The organism is Rhizobium sp. CF142 (assembly GCF_000281145.1).
Taxonomy (GTDB): Bacteria; Pseudomonadota; Alphaproteobacteria; order Rhizobiales; family Rhizobiaceae; genus Rhizobium.
Genome location: NZ_AJWE01000028.1, coordinates 22082 through 48382, shown reverse-complemented (window position 1 = coordinate 48382; position 26301 = coordinate 22082). Strand labels below are relative to the sequence as shown.

Annotated in this window: 26 protein-coding genes; 10 read left to right on the top strand and 16 right to left on the bottom strand. The window is 58.8% G+C overall.

Annotated features, from left to right (window positions below; translation table 11 throughout):
- A partial coding sequence (locus tag PMI11_RS08745; protein ID WP_007815689.1) for an alanine dehydrogenase occupies positions 1 to 753 on the top strand: 753 nt, incomplete at its 5' end.
- A gap of 16 nt (positions 754 to 769) precedes the next feature.
- Here PMI11_RS08745 and PMI11_RS08740 read toward each other — a convergent pair.
- From PMI11_RS08740 to PMI11_RS08720, 5 genes are all read right to left on the bottom strand, one after another.
- Positions 770 to 1279 (bottom strand): DUF1203 domain-containing protein, encoded by a 510-nt coding sequence (locus tag PMI11_RS08740; protein WP_007815687.1) that lies wholly within the window; start codon positions 1277 to 1279, stop codon positions 770 to 772.
- Positions 1280 to 1376: 97 nt separating this feature from the next.
- Entirely contained in the window at positions 1377 to 1937 is a 561-nt protein-coding gene (locus tag PMI11_RS08735; protein WP_007815685.1) for a GNAT family N-acetyltransferase, read from the bottom strand.
- A 5-nt stretch (positions 1938 to 1942) separates the two neighbouring features.
- On the bottom strand, positions 1943 to 2812 hold the full coding sequence (gene sseA, locus PMI11_RS08730) for a 3-mercaptopyruvate sulfurtransferase (RefSeq protein ID WP_007815683.1): 870 nt from the start codon (positions 2810 to 2812) through the stop codon (positions 1943 to 1945).
- Between the two features lie 17 nt (positions 2813 to 2829).
- Positions 2830 to 3567, bottom strand: a complete 738-nt coding sequence (locus tag PMI11_RS08725) for an alanyl-tRNA editing protein (protein ID WP_007815681.1) — start codon at positions 3565 to 3567, stop codon at positions 2830 to 2832.
- A gap of 6 nt (positions 3568 to 3573) precedes the next feature.
- Positions 3574 to 4614 carry a cysteine synthase A gene (locus tag PMI11_RS08720; protein ID WP_007815679.1) on the bottom strand — a complete coding sequence of 347 codons (1041 nt, stop codon included), beginning with the start codon at positions 4612 to 4614 and terminating at the stop codon, positions 3574 to 3576.
- Positions 4615 to 4824: 210 nt separating this feature from the next.
- Here PMI11_RS08720 and PMI11_RS08715 point away from each other — a divergent pair, with 210 nt between their 5' ends.
- Together PMI11_RS08715 and PMI11_RS08710 are read left to right on the top strand one after the other, a co-directional pair.
- Positions 4825 to 5484: a ChrR family anti-sigma-E factor gene (locus PMI11_RS08715; RefSeq protein ID WP_007815678.1), complete on the top strand. Its 660-nt coding sequence runs from the start codon at positions 4825 to 4827 to the stop codon at positions 5482 to 5484.
- Positions 5485 to 5582: 98 nt separating this feature from the next.
- A complete protein-coding gene (locus tag PMI11_RS08710; RefSeq protein ID WP_007815675.1) occupies positions 5583 to 6416 on the top strand; it encodes an SDR family NAD(P)-dependent oxidoreductase in 834 nt (277 codons plus the stop codon).
- Here PMI11_RS08710 and PMI11_RS08705 read toward each other — a convergent pair whose 3' ends face one another.
- From PMI11_RS08705 to PMI11_RS08690, 4 genes are all read right to left on the bottom strand, one after another.
- Entirely contained in the window at positions 6417 to 7676 is a 1260-nt protein-coding gene (locus PMI11_RS08705; RefSeq protein WP_007815673.1) for an SAM-dependent methyltransferase, read from the bottom strand.
- Between the two features lie 79 nt (positions 7677 to 7755).
- Positions 7756 to 8616: a DUF1365 domain-containing protein gene (locus PMI11_RS08700; protein ID WP_007815670.1), complete on the bottom strand. Its 861-nt coding sequence runs from the start codon at positions 8614 to 8616 to the stop codon at positions 7756 to 7758.
- A complete protein-coding gene (locus PMI11_RS08695) occupies positions 8613 to 9950 on the bottom strand; it encodes an NAD(P)/FAD-dependent oxidoreductase (protein ID WP_007815668.1) in 1338 nt (445 codons plus the stop codon). Before PMI11_RS08695 ends, PMI11_RS08700 begins: the two co-directional genes overlap by 4 nt.
- Positions 9947 to 11401, bottom strand: coding sequence for a cryptochrome/photolyase family protein (locus PMI11_RS08690; protein ID WP_007815666.1), 1455 nt, complete (start codon positions 11399 to 11401; stop codon positions 9947 to 9949). The genes PMI11_RS08695 and PMI11_RS08690 overlap by 4 nt, the downstream gene beginning before the upstream one ends.
- Positions 11402 to 11700: 299 nt before the next feature.
- On the opposite strand from PMI11_RS08690, the gene PMI11_RS08685 reads away from it, so the two are divergent.
- From PMI11_RS08685 to PMI11_RS08675, 3 genes are all read left to right on the top strand, one after another.
- The gene (locus PMI11_RS08685) at positions 11701 to 12321 is read left to right on the top strand and encodes an RBBP9/YdeN family alpha/beta hydrolase (RefSeq protein ID WP_007815664.1); all 621 of its coding nucleotides are present in this window, start codon (positions 11701 to 11703) and stop codon (positions 12319 to 12321) included.
- Between the two features lie 54 nt (positions 12322 to 12375).
- Entirely contained in the window at positions 12376 to 12939 is a 564-nt protein-coding gene (locus PMI11_RS08680) for a methylated-DNA--[protein]-cysteine S-methyltransferase (RefSeq protein WP_007815662.1), read from the top strand.
- 76 nt (positions 12940 to 13015) lie between these two features.
- Entirely contained in the window at positions 13016 to 13405 is a 390-nt protein-coding gene (locus PMI11_RS08675) for a RidA family protein (RefSeq protein ID WP_007815659.1), read from the top strand.
- 172 nt (positions 13406 to 13577) lie between these two features.
- On the opposite strand, the gene PMI11_RS08670 is transcribed toward PMI11_RS08675, so the two are convergent.
- The 6 genes from PMI11_RS08670 to PMI11_RS08645 all read right to left on the bottom strand — a co-directional run bounded on the left by PMI11_RS08670 (position 13578) and on the right by PMI11_RS08645 (position 19633).
- Positions 13578 to 14159 carry an NAD(P)H-dependent oxidoreductase gene (locus PMI11_RS08670; protein ID WP_007815657.1) on the bottom strand — a complete coding sequence of 194 codons (582 nt, stop codon included), beginning with the start codon at positions 14157 to 14159 and terminating at the stop codon, positions 13578 to 13580.
- Positions 14156 to 15565, bottom strand: coding sequence for an FAD-binding oxidoreductase (locus tag PMI11_RS08665; protein WP_007815655.1), 1410 nt, complete (start codon positions 15563 to 15565; stop codon positions 14156 to 14158). The genes PMI11_RS08670 and PMI11_RS08665 overlap by 4 nt, the downstream gene beginning before the upstream one ends.
- A 1-nt stretch (position 15566) precedes the next feature.
- Positions 15567 to 16880 carry a cytosine deaminase gene (locus PMI11_RS08660; protein ID WP_007815653.1) on the bottom strand — a complete coding sequence of 438 codons (1314 nt, stop codon included), beginning with the start codon at positions 16878 to 16880 and terminating at the stop codon, positions 15567 to 15569.
- Entirely contained in the window at positions 16880 to 17725 is an 846-nt protein-coding gene (locus tag PMI11_RS08655) for an ABC transporter permease (RefSeq protein WP_007815651.1), read from the bottom strand. The genes PMI11_RS08660 and PMI11_RS08655 overlap by 1 nt, the downstream gene beginning before the upstream one ends.
- Positions 17725 to 18549, bottom strand: a complete 825-nt coding sequence (locus PMI11_RS08650; protein WP_007815649.1) for an ABC transporter ATP-binding protein — start codon at positions 18547 to 18549, stop codon at positions 17725 to 17727. The genes PMI11_RS08655 and PMI11_RS08650 overlap by 1 nt, the downstream gene beginning before the upstream one ends.
- A 67-nt stretch (positions 18550 to 18616) precedes the next feature.
- On the bottom strand, positions 18617 to 19633 hold the full coding sequence (locus PMI11_RS08645) for an ABC transporter substrate-binding protein (RefSeq protein WP_007815647.1): 1017 nt from the start codon (positions 19631 to 19633) through the stop codon (positions 18617 to 18619).
- Between the two features lie 183 nt (positions 19634 to 19816).
- Between PMI11_RS08645 and PMI11_RS08640 the strand changes: the two genes are divergently transcribed.
- Complete coding sequence (locus PMI11_RS08640) at positions 19817 to 20767, top strand: LysR substrate-binding domain-containing protein (protein ID WP_007815645.1); 951 nt, start codon at positions 19817 to 19819, stop codon at positions 20765 to 20767.
- Here the strand turns inward: PMI11_RS08640 and PMI11_RS08635 are convergent, their stop codons facing one another.
- Positions 20768 to 21565 carry a creatininase family protein gene (locus PMI11_RS08635; protein WP_007815642.1) on the bottom strand — a complete coding sequence of 266 codons (798 nt, stop codon included), beginning with the start codon at positions 21563 to 21565 and terminating at the stop codon, positions 20768 to 20770.
- Between the two features lie 277 nt (positions 21566 to 21842).
- On the opposite strand from PMI11_RS08635, the gene PMI11_RS08630 reads away from it, so the two are divergent.
- The 3 genes from PMI11_RS08630 to PMI11_RS38495 all read left to right on the top strand — a co-directional run bounded on the left by PMI11_RS08630 (position 21843) and on the right by PMI11_RS38495 (position 26221).
- A complete protein-coding gene (locus tag PMI11_RS08630) occupies positions 21843 to 22502 on the top strand; it encodes a peroxiredoxin (protein ID WP_007815641.1) in 660 nt (219 codons plus the stop codon).
- A gap of 285 nt (positions 22503 to 22787) precedes the next feature.
- The gene (locus PMI11_RS38500) at positions 22788 to 25514 is read left to right on the top strand and encodes a DEAD/DEAH box helicase (RefSeq protein ID WP_007815639.1); all 2727 of its coding nucleotides are present in this window, start codon (positions 22788 to 22790) and stop codon (positions 25512 to 25514) included.
- Positions 25511 to 26221: a phospholipase D-like domain-containing protein gene (locus tag PMI11_RS38495; protein WP_007815624.1), complete on the top strand. Its 711-nt coding sequence runs from the start codon at positions 25511 to 25513 to the stop codon at positions 26219 to 26221. The genes PMI11_RS38500 and PMI11_RS38495 overlap by 4 nt, the downstream gene beginning before the upstream one ends.
- The last annotated feature ends 80 nt before the right edge of the window (positions 26222 to 26301 follow it).

The window sequence follows — 26301 nt, the reverse complement described above, 5'->3', positions numbered from 1 at the left end:
GATCGCGGCGGCCTGCCGCTCCTGGCGCCGATGTCCGAAGTCGCCGGTCGTCTTTCGATCCAGGCCGGTGCCACCGCGTTGCAGAAGGCCAATGGCGGCCTCGGCATCCTGCTCGGCGGCGTGCCCGGCGTTCTCCCGGCCAAAGTTGCCATCATCGGCGGCGGCGTCGTCGGCCTGCATGCAGCCAAGATGGCAGCCGGTCTCGGGGCTGATGTCAGCATTCTCGACAAGTCGCTGCCGCGCCTACGCCAGCTCGACGATATCTTCAATGGCCGTATCCATACGCGCTATTCCAGCATTCAGGCCCTGGAAGAAGAAGTTTTCTCCGCTGATCTTGTCATCGGTGCCGTGCTGATCCCTGGCGCTGCCGCGCCGAAGCTCGTGACCCGCGAAATGCTGACAGGCATGAAGAAGGGCTCTGTCATCGTCGACGTCGCGATCGACCAGGGCGGCTGCTTCGAAACCTCGCATGCAACGACCCATTCCGAGCCGACCTATGTCGTCGACGGCGTCGTGCATTATTGCGTCGCCAACATGCCGGGCGCCGTTCCCGTCACGTCTGCTCACGCACTGAACAATGCGACACTCGTCCACGGTCTCGCACTCGCCGATCGCGGCCTGCGCGCCATCGCTGAGGACAAGCACCTGCGCAACGGCTTGAACGTCCACAGGGGCCGCATCACCAACAAGCCGGTCGCTGACGCGCTTGGTTATGAAGCTGTCGCGCCGGAAAGCGTGCTGAACGTAGCGTAAGCCAGCTGACTCTAGGTCAGATGAAGGCGCCGGTTGCCGCAAGGGCCGGCGCTTTTACTTTGTCGATCCGGCATTGGTAGCAATTGTTGCGCGCGGAGCGCACATGCACATAGGCGATGCCGGGTCGCGCAAGCAGTTCCGTCGCATAAGCAGGGATCTTCTCGATCGGCGTGACCGCACCGGTGCCGTAGACGATTCTGTCATTCTCCCCATAGCCGCGCACAATGAAGTCAGTGCTTGTCGTCAAGACAGGAGGCAGAACCTCTTCGGCGGAATAGCGCTTGCAAGGCTGCTTGTGCAGGAAGATCGGGCCGGTCTCGGCATAGGGCTGCAGTTCCGGAAAGGGCCGGTAGGCAAAGACGAAGAGTTCTTCGCCAGCGCCGATATTTCGCAGGCAGTGGCGGCAGGGATGGCCTGGACCATCGGATATCATCGTCTCAGGCAATTGATCATAGGCGTCGCGGCCGCCGCTCCAGAGCGCTTCTGCATCTCTTGTCGGCATGGCGGAAAACTGGATGCTGGTCATGGCAAATCTCCTTGTGAGCTTTGCCGTAGTTTCCGCGCTGACGCTCAACCAAGCCACCCGATTCTTGCTTCGAACAGCACGTGGCATGCAAACGTGATCAGCTTTTCCTGGCGATTTCCAGCAGTTCCTTGTCGCTCAACGGCCTGACGATCCCGGTGCCGGTGGAGACGGGAGAGAAACCGAACATCTGATAGAGCTGTAATGCCCGTGGATGGTCAAGATTGTTGGTGGTCGTCGTGACCTTTGTCGGGTTCAGTGTCCAGATCGCGTAGAGCGCCTGGAGCAGGAACCATTTGCCGATGCCGAGGCCGAGCGCATGTTCGAAGAGCCCGAAATGGGAGAGCTCGATCGTATCCTCGTCCTCGCAGAGATATTCAAAGAAGCCGGCCGGCGCACCGTTGACGTAGAGTACGCTGATATTGTTGCGCTTGTCATGCAGCGCTGCCGTAAGCTCCTCGTCACTCATCCTCAATCGGTCGACCCACTGCCAGCGCGCACCAACCTGCCGGTAGAGGTAGCGATAGAAGGCCAAGGGAATACCTGGGGCGCGCATGATTGCCGTCTGTATGTTGACGGGCACAGGCAGGCTTGCCTTCGGCGGCGCGACCATTTCAAGCCGCGTAATATGGGCCTTGAGCGAGGCGGGCGTCTTTCCCATGGCGGTCAGGCTTTGACCGGTTCAGGCGGGCCGGTGACGACGAGCGTGTCCTCGCGGCTGCCCCATTCGCTCCAGGAGCCGTCATAGAGCTTGTTATCAGTATGGCCGAGCGATTCCAGCGCCAGCGTGATGATTGCGGCGGTAATGCCCGATCCGCAGGAGGTGACGACCGGCTTGGAGAGGTCGATACCAGCATCCTCGATTGTCTGCTTCAGTTCCGGCAGCGATTTGAAACGGCCCTGATTGGCGAAGACGCCTGATGGCAGGCTGCGTGCGCCTGGCATATGGCCGGAGCGCATTCCTGCACGCGGTTCGGGCTCTGCAGCGGCGAAACGGCCGGCGCTGCGTGCATCGGCGATCTGCAGGGCAGCGCTCGCAACGATATCGCGCATCTGTTCGAGATGAACGACACGGCCGGCGTCGTAATTCGTCTTGAAACTCACCGGAGCATAGTGCGGCACCTCGGTTTCGAGCGCTCGTCCTTCAGCTTTCCAGCCGTCCAATCCGCCATCGAGCACGAAAACGTTCTTTGCGCCCATCACCCGGAACAGCCACCAGACACGCGGCGAGGCGAACATGCCGATGCCGTCATAGACGACGATCCGGTCATTCTCGCTGATGCCGAGCTTACCGGCCTCCGCGGCGAAATAATCGGGCGAGGGGATCGTGTGCGGCAGGTTCGTCGAATGGTCGGCGATCTTGTCCTGGTCGAAACGGATGGCGCCCGGAATATGGCCGGCGGCATATTCCGCGTTGGCGTCACGCTTCTGCGCCGGAAGATAGAAGGACGCGTCGAGCACGCGCAGATCGGCTTTGCCGAGTTCAGCCTGCAGCCAGTCGGCCGAGACGACGAAACGGCTCTTGGTGTCGCTCATGATGATCTCCCCAAATATCAGGTATCGTCGCCGGGCGTGCCGAAGCGAATGCGGAAGCGCCGGTTCTCTTTGCCCTTCTTCTCGATCTTGGCAATATGAATCTGACCGACTTCCTGTGTTTCCGAAACATGCGTGCCGCCACAGGGCTGACTGTCAACAGCAGAATTCTCGCCGATGCAGACGAGGCTGACGCGGCCAAGGCCAACAGGAGGACGCACATTCTTCGATTTGACGATGCCGGGATTGGCGGCGAGCTCCTCATCCGTAATCCACTGAAGATAGACCGGATGGTTCTGATTGACGAGGTCCATCAGCTTGGCCGTCACCTCGTCCTTGTCGATCGTATCGGTCATGTCGAAGTCGACGCGGCTTTCGTCCTCGCCGACCGCTGCCCCCGTGATCGGATAGGAGCAGACGACCGACAGAAGATGGCAGGCGGTGTGCATGCGCATCAGTCTGTAGCGGCGCGGCCAGTCGATATGCAGCACCAACTTCTCGCTGATCTCAGGCCGAGCCTGGCCTTCCAGCGGTACATGAATGACGATGTCCTTGGTCGCGCCATGTTTCGCCTGCCCAAGCTCTATCTTGGAGCCGTCAGCCCGTTCGAAGAAGCCGGTATCGCCCGGCTGCCCGCCCGATGTCGCGTAAAAGCAGGTCTGGTCCAGCTCAATGCCCCCATCCTCGTGAACGGCCGTGACGACCGCTTCGCATGTGGAAAGATAGAAGTCGTCACGGTAGAGGGCATTGACTGGCATGGAGGCTCACGCTGCGGGTTCGTAAGGTATCTTGATATCCGTCGAGCCGACCATCCATTGAGGAATGGGCAGGCCCTTGGATGAAAGGAAATCCGGATTGAAGAGTTTGGACTGATAGCGGTTGCCATAATCGCAGAGGATTGTCACGACCGTGTGGCCGGGGCCGAGATCCCTGGCGAGGCGAACCGCACCGGCAATGTTGATCGCTGTGGAACCGCCAAGGCAAAGGCCCTCATTCTCGACGAGATCGAAGAGGTAGGGAAGCGCCTCGGCATCGGTGACGTGATAAGCGAAATCTGGCGTGAAGCCTTCGAGGTTGGCAGTGACGCGCCCCTGGCCGATACCTTCGGTGATCGATGAGCCCTCGGACTTCAACGTGCCGTTCGCGTAGAATTCGTAGAGCGCAGCACCCTCGGGATCGGCAATGCCGATCTTGATGTCCTTGTTGAAGGCCTTGAGACCTGCCGCCACGCCGGCAAGCGTGCCGCCTGAACCGACCGAGCAGATGAAGCCATCGACCTTGCCGCCCATGTCGTTCCAGATCTCGGGCGCGGTGGTTTCGATATGCGCCTGACGGTTGGCGACGTTGTCGAACTGGTTCGCCCAGATCGCACCGTTCGGCTCGCTCTTGGCAAGCTGCTCGGCAAGGCGACCCGAAACCTTCACGTAGTTGTTCGGGTTCTTGTAGGGAACGGCCGGAACCTCCACGAGCTCGGCGCCGAGCAGCCGCAGCGCATCCTTCTTTTCCTGGCTCTGCGTTTCCGGAATGACGATCACGGTACGATAGCCGAGTGCCTTGGCGACGAGCGTCAGGCCAATCCCGGTATTTCCGGCCGTGCCTTCGACGATGACGCCGCCGGGCTTGAGCAGGCCCTTTTTCTCGGCATCACGGATGATGTAGAGCGCCGCTCGGTCTTTCACCGACTGGCCGGGATTGAGAAACTCGGCCTTGCCGAGAATGGTGCAGCCGGTCGCCTCGGAAACACCCTTGAGCTTGATGAGGGGCGTATTGCCGATAGCCTCGATTACGGAGGGGTGGAAGGTCATGGAATCTGCCTCGTTTACGCATAGTTTAGGAACGGTCTTTTCCCTTCACAAGGCGGCATTGGCAAGAAATCCTATTCCATGCCTTCTAAGCCCACGATAAAATTAGTCTTCTATTTCCAGCCTTTCGCTCGGCCCGGGCAAGCAGTGATCCGAAGATTGACTTTCGGCGTATGGATGACGACAAAGCAAGCACGGGCGCAGGAACAAGGCGTGACCGAATCTGACATGGTTCACGAGCATATCGACACGATCGATGCATTGATGGCGCATTATGTTGCTGGCTCCCTTCCGGTGCCGGCCCGCGCACTCGTGGAATCTCATCTTGAAATGAAGCCGGACAATCGCGGCCTGGTGGTTGACCTCGAACGGCTGGCTGGAGAAGCTCTGGAGAGCACGCCATCAATCCCAATCAGCGACCGCGATGCGAAGCTTGCGGCAATCTTCGGCTCCAAGGCTCCTGCCGCCCCTCCAAAACTCCCTGCACGTCCCCACGGCGCTCTTTTCCCGCGCGCCTTGCGCAATCTCATCGGTTTCGAAGCTGACGACGTGCCGTGGCGCAAGCGCCTTCCGGGCTTCAAGGAATATGCGACCGATATCGACGGCTGCGAGGTCAGCCTGATGTGGATAAGGCCCGGCCGCGCACTGCCTGCCCATACGCATGCGGGTATGGAACTGATCCTCATCCTCGATGGCGCTTTCCGCGACGAGCGCGGCCGTTTCGGGCCAGGGGATATCTCGGTTGCGGATGCCACCGTCGACCATCGCCCCGTCGCCGAGAAGGATCGGCCCTGCATCGCCTTTGCCGTTTCGGACGGCCCGATCAAGCTCACCGGCTCCTTCCGGCAGATCATCGGCGACCTAATCGGCTGAAAGCAGCCACAATGCTGTGATAGAGCCATCGTCCCGGGAGAGATGAGGAGCTTCCGGGCCTGTTTTCGTGTTCAAATCGGCAGACCGGAGGAAGTGTCATGCGTAATTTCATCGCCCGTCCAGAACATGGTATCGTCTGGATTTCCGGTGCAAGTTCCGGAATAGGCCGGGCGCTGGCGCTGAAGCTCGCAGGCGAGGGATACAGGGTCGCCGTCACCGCCCGCAATCACGAAAAACTGGTGGAATTGCAGCTTGAGGCAGCCGGACTGTCGGGCAGCATCATCGTGCTCGATGGCGATGTGACCGATGCCGAAGACATGGAACATGTCATGGCCTCGATCGAATATGAGCATGGTGCGCTCGCCATGGCGATCCTCTGTGCAGGCGTCTATCAGCCCGTCCACGGCGAGGATCTGAACCGAGCCGATTTCGAGAAGACTTTTGCCGTCAACCTGTCAGGCGTCGTCAATTGCCTGCTGCCGGCGATCCGCCACATGAAGGCGAAAGGGCAGGGGCAGATCGCCATCGTTTCCTCTGTGACGGGCTACACGGGATTGCCGACCAGCGCCGCCTACGGCGCGACCAAGGCTGCCCTGATCAACATGGCCGAAAGCCTGAAATTCGATCTCGACAAGATCGGCATCCGCATCCAACTGATCAATCCGGGCTTCGTCGATACGCCGGCAACCCGCAAGAATGCCTTTCCCATGCCGGCACTGGTTTCGCCGGAGACGGCGGCAGAGCGCATTGCGGCGGGCCTCAAATCGCAGGCCTTCGAGATCACCTTCCCGAAGCGCTTCACCTATGTGCTGAAGTTCCTGCGGATCTTGCCTTACGGTCTCTATTTCGCACTGGTGAACCGCTTCACCGGTTGGGGCGAGCGACCTGCCAACTCCAGTCACCGGTCGGTGACGCCGCATCCGGCCGAGTGATCAAGGCCGCGAAAAGACCACCTGCCGCACATCGATGTTGCGGGCGCGAAAGCCGGCCTCGCAATAGAACAGGTAGAATTCCCAGAGCCGCTTGAACCGGTCGTCGAAACCCATCGGCCGGAGCTGGTGCCAGACGGACCAGAAGCGCTCGCGCCATTCCGCCAGTGTGCGGGCATAGTCGAGGCCGAAGCCAAAGTCTCTGACCAGTGATAGGTCCATTTTCTTGCCGAGTTCGGCAAGGTGGTGGCGGGTCGGCAGCATGCCGCCGGGGAAGACATATTTCTGGATGAAATCCGGATTGCTGCGATATTGCTCGAAAGATTCAGGACGAATGGTGATGATCTGCAGCCCAGCCTTGCCACCGGGCTTCAGGCATTGTTTGAGCTTGGAGAAATAGGCCGGCCAGTATTTCTCGCCCACGGCCTCGAACATCTCGATCGAGACGATGCGGTCATAGACCCCGGTCTCGTCTCGATAGTCCTGAAAGCGGAAATCAACCTTGTCGCCAAGTCCCGCCCTGCTGATGCGCTCCTGCGCGAAGGTAAGCTGCTCGCGGCTGATAGTCAGCCCCGTTACTCGGCAGTTCAACTCGCTTGCCGCGAACTCGGCAAAGCCGCCCCAGCCACAGCCGATTTCCAGCACATGATCGCCGGGCTTGATGCCGGTCGCCTCTGCCAGCGATCGATATTTTGCGTTCTGTGCCGATTGCAGGTCATTGGCGCCGGTCGAATAGAGCGCCGAGGAATAGGTCATGCTCGGATCGAGCCATTGCCTGTAGAAGTCGTTGCCGAGATCGTAATGGGCAGAGATATTGCGCTTGGAGCCCGTCTTGGTGTTGGCATTCATCCAGTGGCGAATGCGCTCGACGAAGCGCCCGACACCGTCCTTGCCATGAGAATAGCGGTGTGCGGCCTCGCCGTTGACGAGGAAAAGCTCGAGGAGGGCGGTGATATCGGGGCTGTCCCAGTCGCCGTCCATATAGGTCTCGGCGACACCGATCGTGCCGCTGGTCAGTGCACGACCGGCAAGGTTCCAGTTTCGAAGCGTCAACGCAGCGCCGGGTCCGGCAGTCTTACCCTTGATGAACACCTTGCGCCCGTCGGGCAGCGTGACGGCAAGGGAGCCGTGCTGCATGCGCATCAGGCCGCGCAGCGCAAGCTTCGCTTTGAAGGGCAGGCCTTTGACGATGCGTGAAATATTTTCCGCCGTCAGCGTCACCGCGTCCCGGGCAGATTGATTCAAATCCTGTATATTGCTCACTGTCCATCCCTCCCGTATTTTTAGGCCGGTCAGGACAATGCTTGCGCCTCTCCTCCGGCGATTGCAGCAAACGCTAGATTCATTCCGCAGCTTCTGCAAGCCGGCTTGCCGACTTCACGCTGACAGGCGGCGGAGGTGGTGGCCGGCGAACGTAGATGGCGCCTTTCAGCCAGAGTTTCAGAGCCTCCCAGTGAATTCCGGCCATGATCTTGATGGTCAGGAAGGGAATGGCTGCGAGAAGATAACCGAGTGTCCGGCCAGTCAGCGACCTTTTCCGACCGGCGAACGTTGCGGCAAGAAGCGGTCCTTCCGCATCGGTTTCCAGGATGCGCCAGCGGATTTCCTGGCCGGGCGGCAGCATGCGGAAATGATAGCGCATGCCGATACCAATGAAGGGAGAGACGTAAAAGAGCTTGTCGCAGGTCTGGCGAAGACCGCTTTCGAAAATTTCATTCTCCTCGACAGGGCAGACATAACTATGCCGTTCGCCGAAGGTGTTGCGCACCTCGTAGATCAGCGCAATCAAGGCATCCCTGTCGTCATAAGCATAGTAGACCGAAAGGGGATTGAAGACGTAGCCGAAGATCCGCGGATAACAGACGAGCAGGATCTTGGCCGGTCGCTCGACACAGGCGCCCGCAAGCAGGCGATCGGCATGGGAGCGCAGCTTTCCATCTGCTGCATGGTCCTCTTCATGGAACGAGACGAGATTGCTTCGGTTGACCGAAAACAGCGCCGACTGTCCGTTGGCTTCTTCCAACCGATCGAGATCGATAGAGAGCGAAAAGACACGATACTGGAAGCGATGGCCGAATGGTTTCATGCGCTGATGCATGACGTTGCCCACATAAACTACCGCCGCTGCGTCCGGCGGAGGACCGTTTCGCGTCAGGCTGACGCCATAGCTCGATGCGTGGGGGCTTCCGCGGGACATCGTCATGCTTCCGCTTCCAGTATGGTTTCACGGGAGGAGGGCCAGGCGGTCCGCCATGGTGTGATCCCGCCCAGCGCCTCCGCCGCCGCTAGGCCGGAAACAAGTCCATCCTCGTGGAATCCGTATCCGGTCCAGGCGCCCGCGAAATAGCAATTGTTTCTTCCCTGGATGGCGGCAATCGCCCGTTGCGCTGCCATCGCTTCGGCGGAAAACTGCGGATGCTCATAGGTGAACTCTGCAAAGACCTTGCGGCTCTCCGGTTCGCGGTCCGGGTTGAGCGTGACGAAGAGCGGAAAATTCGGGTCTATGCCCTGCAGCCTGTTCATCCAGTAGGTCACGGCCACGCCGGCCCTGCCGTCGGCATGGCTCGAACGCAGATAGTTCCAGGAGGCCCATACCTTGCGCCGCGTCGGCATCAGGCTGGCGTCACGGTGCAGGATAACGCGGTTGGGCTGATAGGAGATCGCAGCGAGCAATCGCTTTTCCTGATCCGTCGCATCGATCAGCAGCCGCGCCGTCTGATCGCTGTGGCAGGCGAAAATCACCTTGTCGAAGAAGGCCTCGCCGCCGGTCTCGTCGATCAGGGTGACGCCCTTGTCGCTGCGGATCACGCCACGCACGCCGCAGCCGAGCTTCAATTTGTCGCCGAGCGGTGACAGAAGCTTTTTCAGGTAGTTGCGGCTGCCGCCGGTGACGGTGCGCCACTGATGCTGACGGCGATAGATAAGCCGGTGATTGTCGAAGAAATTGACGAAATGCTCGGCGGGAAATTGCAGCATCCGCGCTGATGGCGTCGACCAGATCGCCGCGGCCATCGGCACCAGATAGTTGTTGGTGAAACCCGGCGAGAAGCCGCGCCAGTCGAGATAATCGCCGATCGAGCGCGAGGCCAGGTGCCCGGCCGCCCGGTCTTCCAGGCAGGTCCGGTTGAAGCGCAGGATCTCGCGGATCATCCAGAGGAAGGAGGGGTTCAGCAGATTGCGCTTCTGCGCGAATATCGACGACAGCCCGCCGCCGCTCCACTCCAACCTGCCCTGATCCAGCGACAGCGAAAAGCTCATGTCGCTGGCATGCGTGGCGACGCCGAGCTCCGCAAAGAGCGCGGTCAGATTGGGATAATTGTGCTCGTTGTAGACGATGAAGCCGGTATCGACCGGAATGTTCAGCCCGTCATAGTCGACACCGACCGTTGCCGTATGGCCGCCCGGCCGGGCATCTTTCTCGTAGAGTGTCACATCATGGACAGGATTGAGCGCCCAGGCGGCCGAGGCACCCGATATGCCCGATCCTATGACGGCGATCTTGAGGCGGCGTGGCAGCGAAGGAACATGCGCATTCATGCTGCATCCTTTATGGCACTATAGACCTTCAGCGCCCGGCGGCGCGCCGTGGCGTGATCGACAATGGGTCTGGGGTAGGTTTTGCCAAGCGTGACGCCGGCGTTTTCGAGCACGCTCGCTGGTGCCTCGAATGGCCGATGGATATATTTGTCCTCGAGCTTTCCGAGCTCCGGCACGAACTGCCTGATATAGCTGCCGTCGGCATCGAATTTTTCGCCCTGCAACATTGGATTGAAGATGCGGAAAAAGGGGGAGGCATCGGCACCTGAACCTGCCACCCACTGCCAGCTGGCCGCGTTACTGGCCGGATCGGCATCGACGAGCGTGTCTCGGAACCAGGCTTCGCCGCGGCGCCAGTCGACCAGCAGGTCCTTGATGAGAAACGAGGCTGTTATCATCCGCACACGGTTGTGCATCCAGCCATGGCGCCAGAGCTGGCGCATGCCGGCGTCGACGATGGGATAGCCCGTCTGGCCGTTGCACCAGGCATGAAATCCGTCTTCATCTTCGCGCCAACCGAAGCCGTCGAAACTGTCGTTCCAGTTATCCCTGGCAAGCTCCGGAAAATGGAAGAGCAGATGGTAAGAGAATTCCCGCCACGCCAGTTCCTTGCGGAAGCGTACGATATCGTCGGATGGAATGCGCCGCGAAAGTCCCTCCGTGGCGTCCCAGATGCGGGCAGGCGAGATTTCGCCGAGTGCCAAGTGCGGAGAGAGAAGGGAGGTTGCGGTCTTTCCGGGGAAATCCCGATCGGCCGAATAACCTGAAAGTCCATCCTCGACAAAGGCGCTGAGCTTTTCCTGGGCTGCCGCTTCACCCGGCGTCCACATGTCGGGGAAGGACTTTGCCCAGTTCGGCTTAAGCGGCAGGAGCTTCCAGGAGGCCAGCACTTCGGAAGCCGGAAACTGTTTTGGGAAGCGGAAGCGCTCGGGCACATCGACCGGCGCCTCCGGCTCGCCGCCTTCTTCGAGCGCCCGCCAGAATGGCGTATAGACGCGGTATGAAGTGCCGCTTGTCGTTTTGAGTCTGGTCGGCTCATGCAGAAGCTGGCCGCCGAAGCTGCGTGCCTCGATCGCCTGTTTTTCGAATTCATGCTTGAGGCGGGTGTCGATCGCAATGCCCGGCGGATCATAACGGCGGTTCCAGAACACGGCTTCCGCACCGCTCCGCCTGATGATGTCGGCAAGCGCATGGCGGGCATGACCGCTTGCCAGAATGAGCTTGCCGCCATGTTTTTTGAGGGCCGCGTCAAGCGCATGCAGTGAATGATGCAACCACCATGCCTGGGCAGCGCCAAGAGGCCCTGTGCCGTCTTCCTGAGGTTCGCGGATATAAAGCGGAATGACGGGCCGCCCCGATGCGCATGCCGCATACAGGGCCCTGTTGTCGTCAAGACGCAAGTCCTTGCGGAACCAGACGATGACCGGTCTTGCAACAGTCTCTCGTGCCAATGGCTGCTCCCTGTCTTGCCTCTCTGTCTGTTACGGACGTACGAGGCAACCGGATCAACAGTTTCATCAGGCGGGCATGAAAAAGGCCGGTCGAACCGGCCTCTCTCAATGAGTGGGACAGTACCCGATCAATTGTTATATTCGCGGCAGGCGTCGTTGCGGCAGCTTCTGATCCCGCGATGGATTTTCCAGCTTTCTCGCGGGTTTTGGAGCTTCATTTCTTTAGTCCATAAAGTTTATGGATAATTCTGGCTGAGATGCGTCGCGGCGGTTTGCTGCGCATGCGCCAGGAGATAGCAATGACAAAAATCCTGATCGTGCCGGGTCTGTTTGGTTCCGACGAGGGGCATTGGCAGCACTATTGGCTTGATGACGTGCCTCAAAGCCGGCTGGTCGACCAGGACGACTGGAATCATGCTCGTCTCGACCGCTGGATGGAGCGACTGGAACAGGCGCTGCTGGAGGCGGGAGAAGCCTATATCGTTGCCCACAGCCTGGGCTGTATCTTGACCGCGAGGCTCGCCGACCGGCCACTGGCCCGCCGGGTAAAGGGAGCGCTTCTGGTCGCCCCGTGCGATTTACCTGCAACCGAGCGGCTGCATCCAGGCTCGCTCGCCTTCGGCCCCATGCCGACCAACCCGCTCCCCTTTCCGGGCCTCACCGTCGGCAGCCTCGACGACAAATACATGTCGCTCGACCGTTTGAGCTTCTACACCCGCCTCTGGAAAACCGAGGTTCGCAACATAGGTCTCGCAGGCCATATCAACATTGCCAGCGGCTTCGGCCGTTGGACCGGCGGCTACGCGCTGTTCGATGCTGTAAAAGGCAAGGCGAAGGCGAAGAGACCGCAGATACCCACGCTTGCAGCACTGCCGCATCGGCCTGACATTTTGTCGAGACATGCGCAAGAAACGGGTTGAACTTACGCCTTCGTGGTACGATTCTGATGCCCTACGGAATATGAGGGCTTCACCATGGCTCAGAAAGTGCATCAATATCTGATCTTCGAAACCGCCGGCGGCTTTTGCGGCATTGCCTGGAGCGATGCCGGCGTGACGCGGTTCCAGCTGCCGACGAAGAGTGCCGAGTCGACAGAACGCTTGTTGCTGCGCCGGTTGCCCGCTGCCGAACCGGGCAGGCCGACCCCGCAGATTCTGGACGCCGTTGCTGCGGTAAAGCGCTACTTCGAAGGTGAGGAAGTCGACTTCTCCACTGTCGCCGTTGACCTTGACGGCCAGGACGCATTCTTCCGCGATATCTATGCTGCTGCACGCCGCGTCAGTTGGGGTCGCACGACCACCTACGGCACGCTCGCCAAGGAACTCGGCGCCGGCCCGGAAGCTGCACGCGACGTCGGCCAGGCGATGGCGAAGAACCCTGTCGCGCTCATCATTCCCTGCCATCGCGTGCTGGCCGCAGGCGGCAAGATCGGCGGTTTTTCGGCGCCCGGCGGTTCGAGCGCCAAACTGCACATGCTGGAACTCGAAGGCGTGCATGTCGGCCCGCCACCGCACGCCCAGCAGTCTCTCGATTTTTGAGGACGAAACCGCGAGCAAGCGCTTGGAATATGCCGAAAATCCTCGCTATAAAACTCTGTCTATAGCGAGGTTTTTCATGAAGAAGATTTTCAACCCGCCATCCGTCCGCCGCCCCTTCGGAAATTACAATCACGGCCTTCTCGTGCCGCCGGGCGCGTCCTTGCTGGTGACGTCAGGTCAACTTGGAATCGGCCTCGATGAAAAGGTCCCCGAGGATGTGACGGCTCAGGCCGAGCTCTGCTTCGAGGCGATCAAGGCGATCCTCGCCGAGGCGGAGATGAGCTTTGCCGATGTCATCCGCATTTCCGGCTTCGTGACGAAGCGGGAGGATTTCCCGGCCTATATGGCAGTGCGCGACCGCTTCACGCTCGACCCGAAACCGGTTTCGACGCTCATCATCGTCAGCGGCTTTACCCGGCCCGAATTTCTGGTCGAGGTGGAAGTAACGGCCGCGAAGGTTTTCTAAGGTTTGACCGCAGGCTCCGCAGCGATCACGACCGCGCAACTCAACGGCGTGGCAGCACGCATGTAGGCCGCTTCCTAAAGCGTATCGCAATCCTTCTGATTTGCTTGCCGCGCTTCAGGCACTTGTTTTCGCATGTGGTTGTCGCAAAACCGCACCACATTCTTGCGCGACTTTAGAAGCGCTCCATCGCGCTCTTCACCTTGGCGAGAAACGCTGCCCGCGTCTCTGGGGTGCAATTGTTCATATCGTAATGGGCGAGGAACGTGACTGGATTGAACGGGTTGATCTGCGCCCGCAAAACACGCTTCACGATCTTCTTGGGCGGATTGCCGGCGACGAAGGCGCGGAAAGGTGTCGCGCCATAGGTAAGCACCGCACCGAGCTTCTTGATATGGCGTAGGCGGGATTCAACCTTGCCGTCGACAAGTTCGAAGGAAACACCGGGGAGCCAGACCCGGTCGAAATAGCCCTTGAGGATGGCCGGAAAACCGAAGTTCCAGACCGGTGTGCAGATGACCAGCGCCTCGGCCTGCTTCAGCCTCTCGACATAGGGTTTCACCAGCGAGGTATTGCCGGGATAGTCGTGATAGACGAGCCGGTCATGTTTCGACAGGACGGGGTCGAAATTTTCCGCATAGAGATCGCACGCATCCACCTCGTGCCCGGCCTTGGCGAGGCTCTCCAGGGTCTGTCTGTAGAGCGCCTTGCCGTAGCTTTCCTCGACCGGATGCGAGTGGAGGACAAGAACCCTCATGAAGCCTCCATGACGGCGGCAAGGCCGGGGAAGAGATAGTTCTTGCCGGCATTGAAATCGAAATTGGGATTCTCCCACGCGATCATCTTGCCAGGATTGAGCAGGCCCTTCGGATCGGTCTCATGCTTGAAGGCGAGCTGCACTTTGTCTGTGCGCTTCATGCCGCCCTCTTCGAGCGTATAGCGGTGCGGGTTGAAGATCGGGCAGCCATGATCCTGATGGATCTTGATGATCTCTTCCAGCCGCTCCTCTGTCGTGTAGCGTACCAGCGGCAGCCCCGAGCACTGGATCTGTCCATCGAACTTGATGAATTCGAGATGACCCGGCACCTCATCGCCGAAAATCTCCACCATCTTCTTCACCTTGGCGACATGATCCGGCCCCGGATACTGCACCTGCAGATAGGTGAAGGACGGATCGACCTTGAGCGCACGCAGCGTCGTGTGGTTCCAGGCAAGTTCATAGGCATGCGGGATGCCGCGCATGCTCTCGACCTTGTCGGAACGGAACATGATTTCACCCTTCTGCGCTGCCGTAAAGGCCAGGAAGGCATCCATCGAGTGCGGCGCAATCATCAGAACGACAATCGACTGGCCCTGACGAATATAGGGCTTGTGACGGGTGAAATATTCATGCGGGATCGGCGCGGCGATCGGCGCTATTTCCTTCACGAGAATGCCGTTGCACTTCGCCAGCGCATCGGAGAAGCGCACTGCATCCATGAAGTCGTCATAGCCGACCAGAACATCCACCCAGTCATAGGCGGGTGCCAGCGGCATCTCGATTTCCGTGATGATGCCGTTGGTGCCATAGGCGTGGCTGACCTTCTGCAGGTCCCAGCCGGTGAGATCAAGCACACGCGGCTCCGCCTCCATGGTCACGACGCGCAGGCGTAGGATATTGCCAAGATCACGCAACCCGCCCCAGGTGATCGAGCCGACGCCGCCAGAGCCGCCGGCAATGAAGCCGCCGACCGTTGCCGTCTGGGCGGTCGAGGGATGGAAACGCAATTCCTGTCCGGAATGTGCCTTGGTCTGCTTGTCGAGCTGGGCGATGACGATGCCGGGTTCGCAGATGACGCGGCCGGGATGGATTTCCTTGATCTTGTCCATGGCAGCCAGATTGAGCACGATACCGCCTGAAAGCGGCATGGCCTGGCCGTAATTGCCCGTGCCGGCGCCACGTGGGGTGACAGGCACACCGTGGGCGAAGGCAACCTTCAGCGTCTGGATGACTTCGGCCTCGTTCTTCGGTGTGACGACGATATCGGCCGTCACATTGTCGAGCTGCGCCTTCAGGATCGGCGAATACCAGTAGAAATCGCGGCTCTTCTGGCGAACGAGCGCCGGATTGTCCTCGATCGCGATACCTTCGAGTTCTTGTCTGATCTTCTTATAATCGGCCATGTCAGGCTCCAACGACGCTATCTAGTTCACGGTAATCCGGCAGGCTGCGGTCGATCACCTTGCCGCGGCGAAGCACGACGCGGTCAGACTGGGGACGGGAAAGGAATTCGCTCCAGCGCCGGGCGCTGAAGAGCACGAGATCTGCAGGATTACCGACGGCAATGCGGCCCATCTGCGGCCTGCCAGCAATCTTGGCCGGGGAGGAGGTAATGACGCGAGCGGCGCTATCGAGCGGATGGTCCAGATGCAGGATGCGCACCGCCTCGCGGAATACCTCGATGGGGTCGAGATCGCCATAGGCATAGAAGGGATCGCGGGTGTTGTCCGAGGCGACGGCCGTCGCAACACCGGCGGCTGCCAGCTCCTTGAAGAGCGTCACACCACGCCAGCGCGGTGTACGATCAGGATAGCGGTCCTGCAGGTACATGTTGCACATCGGCAGCGAGATGATCGAGATTCCCGCCCGATGAACCAGTTCCACCGTCCGTTGCGCGGTATCATCATCCTGCCGGGCGAGCGAGCAGCAATGACCCGCCGTCACCTTGCCTTCGAACCGGTTGCGCAGAACGGCTTCGGCGATAGCCTTCAAGGTCTCAGCGCCCGGATCATCCGTTTCGTCGACATGCAGATCAACATCGAGACCGTTCTCCGCTGCCGCACGCAAAAGCGTATCGAGCTGCCAGTCAAGTGACGGTCCCATCTTGGTGACACCGCCGAGCAGGCCGCCCTTGTCCTTCACGACAGCGACGAGATCGGCAAAGAACGCTTCGTCCGCCATATTGTCCAGCGGGAAGAGAGCGACCGCCTGCAGGGCAATCTTGTCCTTCCAGTCCTCGCGCACCTCGGCAAAGACCTCGAAAGAAATACGGTGCTGGGGAGCAAGTGAATCCAGATGCGTACGGATCAGGCCGGTGCCGTGCACATAGGCCGAGCGCAGCGAAAATTCCATACGCTTGCGCACATCCGCCGCCGACCAGTTTGCCTCCCGATCGCTGCCGACGGCCTCCAGTGCACCCATGAAGGTGCCGTCCGGATTGGGCTTGCGCGGCCAGATATGGCCCTTGTCCAGATGCGTATGGATATCGGCAAAGCACGGCCAGACCATGCCTTCCTTCATATCGGACTTGGCGAATTCCGCGGGTGCTGTTCCGGAGGGCAGGATTGCCGAGATGAGACCGTCGGCAATCACGATGTCGGCCTTGACGAGGCCCTCATTGGAGGCAGCAGCAAAGCTGCTGACGGCGACAGCCGGAAGCGTCGCATTGGCAAGCACAAAGCGGCCCGCATTCGGGGGAGACATGAAGGAATAGGTCATCAATTTTCCCGCTTCAGGCTGCTCTCATGCCAGCGATGCAGGCTGAGCCATGAAATGAAGGAGGTAATGGCAAAGATCGCGACGCCGAGCATCGACAGCATGAAGAGCGCGGCGAAGAGGCGGGGGATATTCATGCGGTATTGCGCTTCGAGGAGCCGGAAGGCGAGGCCGGAGCCAGCACCCGCCGAACCTGCCGCAAACTCGGCCACGACCGCCGCAATCAGCGCCAGGCCGCCGCCGATGCGAAGCCCGGTCATGAAATAGGGCTGGGCCGCAGGCAACTTCAGATAAAGCAGCGTCTGCCAGCGCGAGGCGCCGTAGAGCTCGAAGAGATTGATGAGGTTGTGATCGACGCTCTTCAATCCCTGTACCATGTTCGACAGGATCGGGAAGAAAGCGACGAGAAAAGCGCAGATCAGTAACGCCACCTGCGTCGAGGGCGCATAGATCAGGATCAGCGGCGAGATTGCCACGATCGGCGTGACCTGCAGGATGACGGCGAGCGGATAGAAGGCGATCTCGATCCAGCGCGACTGTACCAGGAAGATCGCAAAACCGACGCCGCCGATCAGCGCGAGCGCCAGCGACATGAAGGTAATCTTGGTCGTAACCCAGAGCGCCGGCGAAAGCGTGCCCCAATCGCTGACGAGCGCTCCGGCGACCGCAAGTGGGCTAGGAAGTATATAGGGCGGCACACCCGAAACCTTGACATAGATCGCCCAGATCGCAATCAGCACGATGATGGAGAAAAAAGGCACGGTAATGCGGAGCGCCAGATCCCGGCGCTTTGCATTGAGCGGATTGGACACCGCCGGCATGGAATTTTCGACGGTCTCGATGCTCATCAGTCTTCCTTTGCCGCGTTGATCGCGCCAATCAGCGAATAGGAAACGGTCTCACAGGCCTGCCGGTATTCCTCGGAAGTCCGGTAATGCGCGTCGCGATCGCGGCTCGTCGTCAGCGGAATATCAGCGTGGACGCGGCCGGGTCGCGCCTTCATCACCACGATCCGATTGGAAAGATAGGCAGACTCAAAGACGGAATGCGTGACGAAAATCACCGTGATGCCGGTCGCTTTCCACAACCGCAAAACGTCATCATTGAGCTTCTGGCGGGTAATCTCGTCCAGAGCGGCGAAAGGCTCGTCCATCAGCAGCAGTTTCGGTTTGGTCACCAAGGCGCGGGCGATCGACACACGCATCTTCATGCCGCCGGAGAGTTCCCGCGGGTAGGCATCGGCGAAATCCTGCAGGCCGACAGTCGCGAGCGCTTGCATGATCCGGTCGCTCGCCTCCGCCTTGGAAACGCCGCGCAGTTTCAGCGGCAGATAGACATTGCCGAAAACTGTCTTCCAGGGCATCAGCGTCGGCTCCTGGAAGACGAAGCCGATATCGCCTTCCGGCAGGCCTTTCGAATTGATGCGCGAGCTTGGCCAGTCGATCTTGCCCGAGGTGACGTCGCCAAGACCCGCGATGATGCGCAGCGCCGTGGATTTGCCGCAGCCGGAGGGACCGAGAAGGCTGATGAACTCGCCGCTTTCGACCGTTAGCGACATGCCTGAAAGCGCAATCGTGCCGCTGGAAAAGACCTTCGAGACCGATTGCATGACGACCAGTGGCCGCTTGCGTATTTCCTTCGAAGGCGCCGCCTTGGTTTCGGCTAGGGACATTCTCTCGCTCTTTTATCGAAGGGGATGCGGCCCGCCGCCTGAGGGCGACGAGCCTGCCGTGGGAGGCTTATTTCTTCAGCGATACACCAACGCTCTTGCACACGAACTTCGTCGTAAAGGCCTTGGTGTAGTCGGTCTCAGGCTTGAAGACCTTGATAGCCACCATTTCGTCGAAGAACTTCTTGTAGTGAGCGTCGGTGATGCAGCCGATGCCCTTTTCCAGGCCCTCACCGGATTCGATGATGCCGTATTCCTTCATCTTGGCGATCGAATAAGCGATCTGGCCATCCGTCATTTCCGGATTGTCCTTTTTGATCAGCTCATTGCCCTTGCTGTTGTCGCCGTAGAGATAGTTGTACCAGCCCTCGATCGAGGCATCGACGAAGCGCTGCACGACGTCAGGCTTGGCATCGACCATCTGCTGGGTCGTGGTGATCATCGTCGAATAGGGCGAATAGCCGTTGTCGGCGAGCAGGAAGACCTTCGGCTCCCAGCCAGTCTGTTTCTGGATCTCGTAAGGCTCCGAGGTCAGGTAACCCTGCTGAGCGGATTGCTTGTCGGCAAGGAAGGGGCCTGGATTGAAATTGTAGGGCTTGTATTGCTCATCCTTGAAGCCCTGAAAGTTCGCCTTCATCCACTCGAAATAGGTGAGATAGCCATCCTTGCTGAGGAACAGGGTTTTCAGCTTCGCAAGATCCGCGAACTTATCGACGCCGACGTCAGGATGGGCGATCAGGATCTGCGGGTCTTTCTGAAAGATCGCGGCGACGTCGACGAGCGGAATACCCTGCTCGACGGCTGAGATTTCGCCCTGCGGCCCGCCCATATAGAAGTCGATCTTGCCCGATATCAGCAGTGCGTTGTTGGCGGCATTCGGCCCGCCCTGGACGATGGAAACGTCAAGGCCGTATTTGGCATAGGTTCCGTCGGCCACAGCCTGATAGAAGCCGCCATGTTCGGCCTGCGCCAGCCAGTTGGTGCCATAGCTGACCTTGTCGAGCGCATAACCGGGTACGCTGGCAGCAAGCATGCCGCCAAGCCCAAGAACTGCAGAAAATGCTGATGTTTTCAATCTGTTGGACATGGCGGCGTTCCCCTTCTGGTGCCCCGGAAGCTCGTTTTCGGCTCCCGATTTTCTTCATTTGAGCGATTGCTTCGCTCTTTGAAAAGCAGCAAAATTCGTGCGCAGTGATGCCTTTTTGGCATCTCACTAGATGTCTGTGCCTAAATTGGGCGCTGTGCTCAAAAACGATGCAACGAGGTCGCGATGCTGCACTCCAGAAAGCTTCTCTACATCAACGAGATCGCCCGCACCGGCTCGATCCGGAAAGCCGCAGCGCGCCTCAACGTCGCCTCTTCCGCCATCAACCGGCAGATCCTGGCGCTGGAGGAGGAAATGGGCGCCCCACTCTTCGAGCGCCTGCCGCGCGGCCTGCGCCTGACGGCGGCCGGCGAACTCTGCATCGAGCATATCCGCGAGGTTCTGAAGAACTACGAGCGGCTGGAAGGACGTATCAAGAGCCTGAAGATGCAGCAGGCCGGCAAGGTGCGGCTGGTGACGACGGTCGGTCTTGCCGCGGGACCATTGCCGGAAATCATCGCGCGCTTCCAGTCCGAGCATCCGCGCGTTTTCATCCACCTGCGCAACGATGCAGGCACGATGACAGTCAATCCGGTTCTGTCGGGTGAGGTGGATATCGGCCTCGGCTTCAATATACCGGCGACACCCGGGATCCGCACGCTCGGCAATTTCGATATCCCGATCGGCGTCATCCTGCCGCCTGGCCACCCCCTGATCGGACCCGGACCGATCAGCCTTGCCGATGTCGTGCAGGAACGGCTGGTACTTGCGCAGCAGGGTACCAGCCTGCGCGAGGTCATCAACCTTGCGATGGCGAGGCTCGATATCCCTGTCGAGCCGGTTCTGGAGACCAATGCCTCGGAAATGCTGAAGAAGCTGGTCAAATGCGGGGCAGGGCTCTCCATGCTGAACCCGCTCGATGTCATCACCGAATGCCGCCAGGGTGAGCTGGTATTCCGCCCGATTGCCGAGCCGCACAGCCGCCACCAGCCGATGAAGCTTTTTGCACGCGCCCGCGCGCCGCTCGATTCCGCCACCAGCCTCTTTGTGGAGTATTTGCTAGCCGAGCTTGCAGGTCTCGTACAGGAACTGCAGGCCAAGGGGCATATTCCAATGGAGCGGCCGGTCACTGCATAATTATTGCGAATAAAGGTTGGAGAGCGGATAGCGCTTCAGGTCATGGAGCAGCTCGATAAAGCCCTTCACCTGATGGCGGCAAATTGCTTCGCCCTTTTCGGCCGTGCCCTTCGAAGCATCGCCAACGACGCCGTTCGGATTGAGATCATGCGCGATCCAGGCGAGCGAATGTGGCGGCAGCGGCTGGATATACTGCGATTGCTCGCGCATCCATTCGGCCTTCGAAACGAAATTCTCAGCCTTCTCCATCCGTACCAGCTCCGGTCGGAAATGCAGCATCAGCGATGTCTCGACTTCGCCGCCATGAATGCCGTGACGTGTCTCGTGCTCGCTGATCATGCCGTCAGGATTGCCGAACCGGCCCCATTGGGTGGAAACCACGGCCATCTGGTAACGCACGCGCAGCTCGCGGGCGACGATGCTCATGATATCGACATTGCCGCCATGCGAGTTGACGATAACGAGCTTGCGCACACCCGCCTCCGCCACCTTCGCGCCGATCGCGGTCCAGACGGGGATCAGCAGCTCGGCGCCGAGGGAAAGCGTACCTGGACCATAGACATGCTCGTTGGCCTTGCCGATTTCCTGGGTCGGCAGGACGAGGATGTCGAGGTCCTCGGGCCGTTGCCGGCGCAGTTCCGCCAACATGCCGTTGGCGATCGCCACATCGGTTGCGATGGGCAGATGCGGACCGTGTTGCTCGGTCGAAGCGATCGGCAGGATAGCGATGGTCGTGTCGGCAGAAAGCGCGGCAAAATCATAAGTGTTCAATTCATTCCAGTAGAATGGTGCCGCCATCGCCGCTTCCCTCTTTGTCATTCTTCGATAGTGAGTAGGGAATAACGCGGCATGCGAAAAGCATCGATTTGCGCGCGCGCCGCTGCCTTTTTGCGCGCATGATGCCGGTAGTCCGATGTCAGGCCATCTTTGTAGGTGGAAATAAATATTCCGCCGTCGCCCCTTTCGGGGAAGGCTTTGGTTTGACCGCGCTTGGCGCAGGTCTGTAGATAGTCATCCGCACGCAGAACTGCCTGTGAGTGCTCAGATTTAACGATCCGCAATTGGAGGGCCGACCATGAGCCTACGCATTAACGATATTGCTCCCGATTTCACCGCCGACACCACCCAGGGCCCCGTTCAGTTCCATGACTGGATCGGCAATGGCTGGGCGGTTCTCTTCTCGCATCCGAAGAACTTCACGCCTGTCTGCACGACCGAGCTCGGCACCATGGCCGGCCTCGAGGGCGAGTTTAAGAAGCGCGGCGTCAAGATCATCGGCATTTCCGTCGATCCGGTCGAAAGCCACGGCAAGTGGAAGAACGACATCAAGACAGCAACCGGCTTCGATGTCGAATATCCGCTGATCGGCGACAAGGACCTCAAGGTCGCCAAGCTCTATGACATGCTGCCGGCCGGTGCCGGCGAGAGCTCCGAAGGCCGCACGCCCGCCGACAACGCCACCGTGCGCTCGGTCTTCGTCATCGGCCCGGACAAGAAGATCAAGCTGATCCTCACCTACCCAATGACGACGGGCCGCAATTTCAACGAGATCCTGCGCGCCATCGATTCCATCCAGCTGACCGCCAAACACCAGGTTGCAACGCCGGCCAACTGGAACCAGGGCGACGACGTCATCATCACCGCTGCCGTCTCCAACGAAGACGCCATCGCCCGCTTCGGCTCCTTCGATACGGTTCTGCCCTATCTCAGAAAGACCAAGCAGCCGTCTGCGTGATCCCAGAACTGGTCGCTAACATGTAAAAACGCCCTGATCTGCCAGGGCGTTTTTTTATGTCCTGCAGATTGCTCAGGCGTATCCGGTTTGCGTTTCATTCCGGCGCAGTTGCTTGCAAGAGCGGTAACTATACGTGTCCTCTGATCTATGCCTTATAGATTCTTGCGCGAGCACGACACCGCGTATTAACGCAATCGTTGCAATGATGAAATCGATGTGTGCACTTGGTTCGACTTTCGTCAAGCCTGAGGCGTCAAATGATAGATCATTTTCTGAGGCAATTTCATGAAAGCGAACCTGTCCGTCCTGAAATACTGGCGTGCCGCCATTGCTGACAGTACGTCGGGGGACGCATGCCTCACAAAAAGGGCTATGGAGGAGTTTAAGGTCGTCAGTTTCGAGGAAGGGAAAACGGGATGTCTTGACCATGAGACCGTCAAGACTCTTTTTGCCAATACCCCCTCGAATTTACAGCAAATCAGCGTGAGCTATCGGCCTTTGCATATGCGCCGGCGATTCAGCAATGCGGTACAGCGTGGCGACGGATTGCCGCTGGAAGTTGCGCCAATCATTTCTGAAGCGCTTTTGACGCGGAAAGGCCAGATCATTCCTGGCGCGACGCGAATAGCCCGCGATATCCTTGATCCGCTCTTGCTTGGCGCCTTTTCAGTCGGTGGCGTTGAAAACCTGGATCACTTCCTTACGGAACATCCGTTCGAGACAGATCCGGAAGATCCGAAACTATGGGAGAGGTATCGAGCTTACTGCCGCAAGCTAATGGGCGATGTTGCCCACAACTGGCCAGAAAATGATCCCGGATACCAGATGTTACCATCTGGCTTAATACGGGTTGCGACGGGCACTTCCGCTGCTGTAGCCCGTATCTTGTCTCTCATCGACACCTTAATCGAAAAGCAGCCGGATTCTCGCTTGCTTGCGAACGTTACAAGGACCGAAGTTCGGAAACTCGAGGCCACAATTCAGGCACCACATCTGTTGGCCGATCGCCTCGGACATTCGAACTCGGATTTTCCTCTTGCAGACCACCAGCGTGAGGTCCTCGCGCACTTAGCTAGGGCCGACGCGGGAGATATTTTGGCTGTCAATGGGCCGCCCGGCACGGGCAAGACCACGTTGTTGCTATCAGCGATAGCCGGGGCATGGATTAAGTCGGCTCTTGAAGGCGGTGATCCAGCCTTGATCGTCGCAGCTTCGACCAACAATCAAGCCGTTACAAATATCATTGATGCTTTTGGAAAGGACTTTGGCCACGGCGAGGGACCTTTTGCTGGACGTTGGCTACCGGACATTCGCAGTTTTGGGGTATTCCTTGCCTCTTTCACCAAGGAAGCGGAGGCTTCGAAGAAATATCAGACTGAGACGTTTTTTTCGGACATCGAAAACAGTGATTACCTTGCCAAAGCAAGCGTCGCTTATATCCTTGCTGGTCACGTCGCCTTTCCTGCATTGAAGCAACCCACAGTGTCGATGATCGTCGATGCTCTGCGCCAGCTCATCCAAGCAGGCAATCGTCGTCTTTTACAGGCAGACGACGTTCACCAAAGGCTGTCGAGCGCCAGATCTGAGGTCGAGAAAAGACTTGGAGCAAATCCAGAATTGGTGGTCCAGGCGCGACTAGCTGCAAAAATCGAAAGCGAGGCCATCACAGCGCGTACGAATGAGATGCTGCGCAAATGGGAAGGCTGGCTTGCCCAAGAGTCGTTGCTCGTCTCGCTCTTCAGTTTTCTGCCGTCCATTGCTCGAAAACGCACGCTGCGTGCCCGTTTGTTCCTCCGGGAGCTCGGGGTCGATGAGGTTGTGATTAATGGAGCACGTATAGAGCATATAGACGCCGACCTGAGGGCTTTTGTCCGTAGCAACACGTCGAGATCGCAAGACGCGATGGCGAGTTATGCAGAAGCAGATGTGGCCCTAAAGGAGTTGCGTAAGCAGGAGAACGCGTGGCAGGAATTGTATGCGAGTCTAGGCGGAAAAGTGGGCGTCGTCCCGGATATCATCGAGTTTGATCGTGTCGCGGATCGGAAGCTGCGTTTCCCACTGTTCTTGTTGGCAACTCACTACTGGGAGGGGCGCTGGCTTCTTGAGATGGAGAAGACGCTCCCTGTGCTTCAACGTATTCGAAAAGACAAGAAAGGCGAAAATGACCGCGACATAGTCTTATCGATGTGGCGTCGTCGCATGATGCTCACGCCCTGTGCTGTATCGACTTTTGCAACTCTCCCCGGAAAAATGACCTGCCGTGACAACATCACGGGCAATTTTCAAACCAATTATCTTTTCAACAACATCGATCTCCTCATTGTTGATGAAGCTGGGCAGGCATTGCCAGAAGTAGCCGGACCATCATTTGCGCTAGCGAAGAAAGCCATGGTGATCGGAGATACCCAGCAGATCGAGCCGATCACTTCCCTTCCGTCCTCGGTTGACATCGGAAATTTGGTTGCCACGGGTCTACTATCATCCACTGATGATTTCGCGACGCTTCGGCGATTTGATGTAATTGGCCTCAGGTCGAAAACCGGCAGTGCGATGCGAATGGCTCAATCGGCATCCCGCTTCCATCCATACCAGGACTTGGAACGGGGCCTTTATCTCTTTGAACACCGGCGTTGCTATGACGACATCATCCGATACTGCAACGAACTTTGCTACAAGGGAACGCTTCAGCCGAAACGTGGTACAGCAGTCGGCGCCGCCATGCGACCTATGGCCTATCTTCATGTGGACGGTATTGCCCAGGAGGCCGGAGGCAGCAGGTTCAACGTACTTGAAGCGCGAACAATAGCTGCTTGGTTGGTCGCGAATGCGGCAGAGCTTGGAAAGCGGTATGGGAAATCTATTGAGAAAACCGTCGGCATCATCACGCCGTTCGGTCGCCAAGTGTCAGAGATCCGTCGAGCTTGCGAAGAAAAGGCATCAACGTTGGAAAAGAAGACGGAATCACCATCGGTACCGTGCACGCTCTCCAGGGAGCTGAGCGACAGGTCGTGATTTTCTCGCCAGTCTATTCCAAACATGCCGATGGCGGATTTATCGACCTATCGCCGAGTATGTTGAACGTTGCTGTCTCCCGGGCAAAAGATTCATTTATGGTCTTTGGCGATATGGATAATTTCGCCGGCGCGGCGGAGGGGACGCCGAGAGCTTTGTTGGCTCGCTTTTTATTTGACGGTCAGCAAAATGAACTCGCATTCGAAGCGCAGGTCCGTGCCGATCTGTCGCCAAATTCTGCGTCGATCGAAGTCCTTCGGGATGCCGCCAATCACGATGCGTTCATGCTGAAGGCACTTGCGGACGCAAAACGAAATCTGACGATAGTATCGCCATGGATCAATATAGCCACGATGGAGCAGTCCGGCTTTCTTCCCGCCATCCGAAGAGCTAGGGAACGTAACATTCACGTGGAGATTTTCGCAGATCCGATCCTGACGCGCGGCACGGCAAATCGAGACACTTTTGCGGAGGCAGGTGACCTGTTGTCTGCGCTGGGCGTTTCTCTGCAAGCTGTTGAGCAGCTCCACAGCAAGCTCGTCTGGGCCGACGAAAATCTCCTCGCTGTCGGATCCTTCAACTGGTGCAGTGCTCATCGATCTGGGGAATACGCAAGGCACGAAACCTCGATCGTCTATAAAGGTGCCCATCTAGAGACCGAAATTTCAATCTTGAAAAACAGTCTGAGAACCCGAGTCGCTCGATGAGGCCACAGCTGCTCAGTCGAGCGTCATTGCAGCTCATACAAACCGACTGGTAGGGAGTTACCGGGCTTATATTGGCGCGA